4 protein-coding genes are annotated in these 3,075 nt (G+C 32.1%); all 4 read left to right on the top strand.

Annotation, left to right across the window (positions count from 1 at the left end):
* Positions 1-394: 394 nt before the first annotated feature.
* On the top strand, positions 395-715 hold the full coding sequence (locus AC1DSL_RS16720; protein WP_477533068.1) for a hypothetical protein: 321 nt from the start codon (positions 395-397) through the stop codon (positions 713-715).
* A gap of 164 nt (positions 716-879) precedes the next feature.
* The gene (locus AC1DSL_RS16715; RefSeq protein ID WP_477533067.1) at positions 880-1,185 is read left to right on the top strand and encodes a hypothetical protein; all 306 of its coding nucleotides are present in this window, start codon (positions 880-882) and stop codon (positions 1,183-1,185) included.
* A gap of 208 nt (positions 1,186-1,393) precedes the next feature.
* The gene (locus AC1DSL_RS16710) at positions 1,394-2,140 is read left to right on the top strand and encodes a hypothetical protein (RefSeq protein WP_477533066.1); all 747 of its coding nucleotides are present in this window, start codon (positions 1,394-1,396) and stop codon (positions 2,138-2,140) included.
* Positions 2,141-2,321: 181 nt separating this feature from the next.
* Positions 2,322-3,075, top strand: a 754-nt coding sequence (locus AC1DSL_RS16705) for an SMI1/KNR4 family protein (RefSeq protein WP_477533065.1), incomplete at its 3' end; no start/stop codon positions are given.

Genomic DNA, 3,075 nt, shown 5'->3' with positions numbered 1-3,075 from the left:
CAATCCTTTCTTTTGCTATATTTATAATAACAATTAGAAAAAACAAAACTTTAAGAATTATCCCGTTAAGCTTCACTATATTAACAGGATTCTTCACGTTATATATGGTATTTCTAAATGCTTTATGGGGAAATAATTTAAGTTAAAACAACTTTATATTTTTCTTGCAGAACCACTATACAAACTAAATTGATGACTTTCCACTTCAACTATTCAACTAACTGGTGCTTTAGTTAAAGATCATCGGGCTGATTATTCAGCCCTTTTTCTTATTGAACTAACGGGGGAGTTTAGTTGAATAACTGCTCGAGGAATTATGAAAATAATGAGTAGGGTTATCATTGTGGAACTTGGTAATATATGTAAACGTCAAATCTGAAAAGGAGCTGAATTAATGTTAGTAGATGTTTTTTATTATCTAAAATTTTCAATTGGTGTTTTTATTTTTAGTTTGTTAGTTACATTAATTTTAATATTATTGAAAAAGTCCGTTGTAAGTGGATATTCAGTCAGTATGTTGGTATTTGTTTCTTGTATCGTATCGGGGATAAATATGTTTATTTCGGGATATATAGCGGATGAAGTTCCATCTGGAGGAGACCCAATTATCTTCTATATGTTTTTAGTTGTTCTATTATTAAGTGTAGTAAATATGATTTTAGTTTTAATAAAAAAGAAGGAAAAGTTTGGGGAACAAAATATAGTAAATAATTAACGAAGTTTGTGAAAAATTGTACTTAAACTAACGGATGCTTTACTTCAATAAGGAGTGAAGCCTTTTTTCTTATTGAACTAAAGGGGCAGGTTAGTTGAAGAAGGATTTTTAAAGTATGTTCGAGAATAATATCTCAAAAAGGGAAAATATAGGGGGGTGGGATTTTGAAAAAATTAATTAGGATAGTAGTAATATTAGGCGTTATTTTTATATTGTTGCATTCATCTCCGAAAATGGCATTAAGGTTCCATGTATTATTAATTGGTTATCCAAAAGAAGCTTTAATAACAGAAATAAGTGATAATAAAATCGATAATAAATTTGATATGAAAAAATTGGCTACGTTAAATGCAAAAACATACACTTTAACAGAACCCCCATTTGAAAAAGCTACTGGAACGGAGTTAGACACTTTCCTCGTACGGAAGATTGGATTTTTATATTTTGCAGAATATTATTCACTTTTATAAACATCCTTCTTCAACTAACGGTTGCTTTAGTTAAAGATCATCGGGCTGATTATTCAGCCCTTTTTCTTATTGAACTAACGGGGCAGTTTAGTTGAAGAAGAACGACCCATTAAAAAGCAATCAAAACAAAAGTTTAAGGAGAAAATAATGAATTACATACAACCAATTTCAATTCGTAAGCGTTCACTTTCAATGAAGGAGGAAGTCCATGAGAAACCTTGTGGCTACGATTTATACTCGAGAGAATATCGCTGACAAAAAAACTGCACTTTCAATTTTAAATCTAGTTATTGAAGCTGGATTTACTCCTGATAAAATGGGATTATTTGAACCACTCAAAACTGTTTTTACACAAGAAGAATTTTTGGAAATGTGGATGGATGAAAGCCCAGGTTGCTACAATGAAGAAGTCGGAATCATGACTGGAACAGCAGGAGGATTGATTGCGAAGTCAAAAAAACCCAATTTTTCTCTATCAGTTAGATGGTGGATCTGTCCTGATGAAAAGAGTATAAACACGATTGACTTCTATTTCACAAAACAAACATTCAAAATCCACCGTTTCGTTATTGAAAAATTATTTAAAGACACAGTCGATGTTTCAAATGGGTTTTATGGATATATATCTGAAAGTAATGCTGAACTTCGTCAACATGTAACCGGGACCATAAGAACGAGACTTCCTGGGATTTTTTGGTGCAATTATTTTAGTGAATCATTTGTGGAATTCTTTGGTGAAGAGAAAATCGAGAAATATTCATGGTGGAAGATTGAAAATGGAAACAATAATGGACGATTCCTATATTTAACTGAAAGCCCAATGGTAGAACTTAATGAAGATGTTTCTTATGAACGAAAAGCTAAGAAGTATTTAGGTATGGACTCTTTTGGAGACGAAGATCAATATCTAGAAAATCCAACTTTATTGCAAGTGAAATCGGTGCCACCTATGTGAAAATTTTTCAATGTTGAGAAGAAGTTTGTCTCAAAATGAATATTATATCGTCTTATTCAGCTAACGCGGCAGGTTAGTTCAATAAGGAAATGCCGTTATTCTATTTTTAAATATTGAAAACACTTATAGTTAATTTGTAATATTTATATCTTAATAATTGGAAAGTATCAAGGAGGAAGAGATGAAGAAAGTAATAAACATGATTAATCCAAGTTCGAAGGTAGCTGGGGTGTCGTTACTTGAATTGAAAAAAACTGAAAAAGAACTGGGTGCTATTTTTCCCGATGAATACAAGGAACTCTTTTTAGAAACGAATGGAGCAAAATTTGGTGATTGGACCTTGTTTCCTATTCAAACTAATGAATGCTCAGCATTTAAAAATGATATTGTAAAACAAAATCAGAACAGACCGAAAAATCTACCGAGTGATATGGTTTGTATTGGTGAAAAAATGAATGGTGACACACTTTGCTACCGTATTAGAAAAAGATTTATGCAGGAACAAGTTTATCTTTGGAACGACAAAACTGGGTTAAGATGTAAAGCATTAGCATTAAGCACTTTTATTGATTGGAATGTGCCGAAAGTGAATACTAATAAGCCCAAAACAGTTGGTACTTTTACAGTAGGGAGTGGAAAGTTAGTTGTTTCTGATCCATGTTATCAGGTGGATAACGAAGAAGACCTGCAAATCATACTTTCAAATGTGAAAAATGGGAAATGGACAGCAACCATATCATACACACCTGAAGAAGTGGTTAAAAATGTATTCGTATTTTATGGAGAAAAGAAACCAAGTGGAAAATGGTATGTTTGCGATAAGCTGATTGGAGTTGACTCTGCACAAGCTGGAATTTTTGATATTAAAGTATTTGGTAGAGACGATGCGATCCAATATGAAGTGAAAAATGTCCATGACATAGAGATTAGTGAGA

The sequence above is a fragment of the Paenisporosarcina sp. P4_D4 genome (genome assembly GCF_056401835.1).
This window is presented reverse-complemented; position numbering and strand designations above follow the sequence as displayed.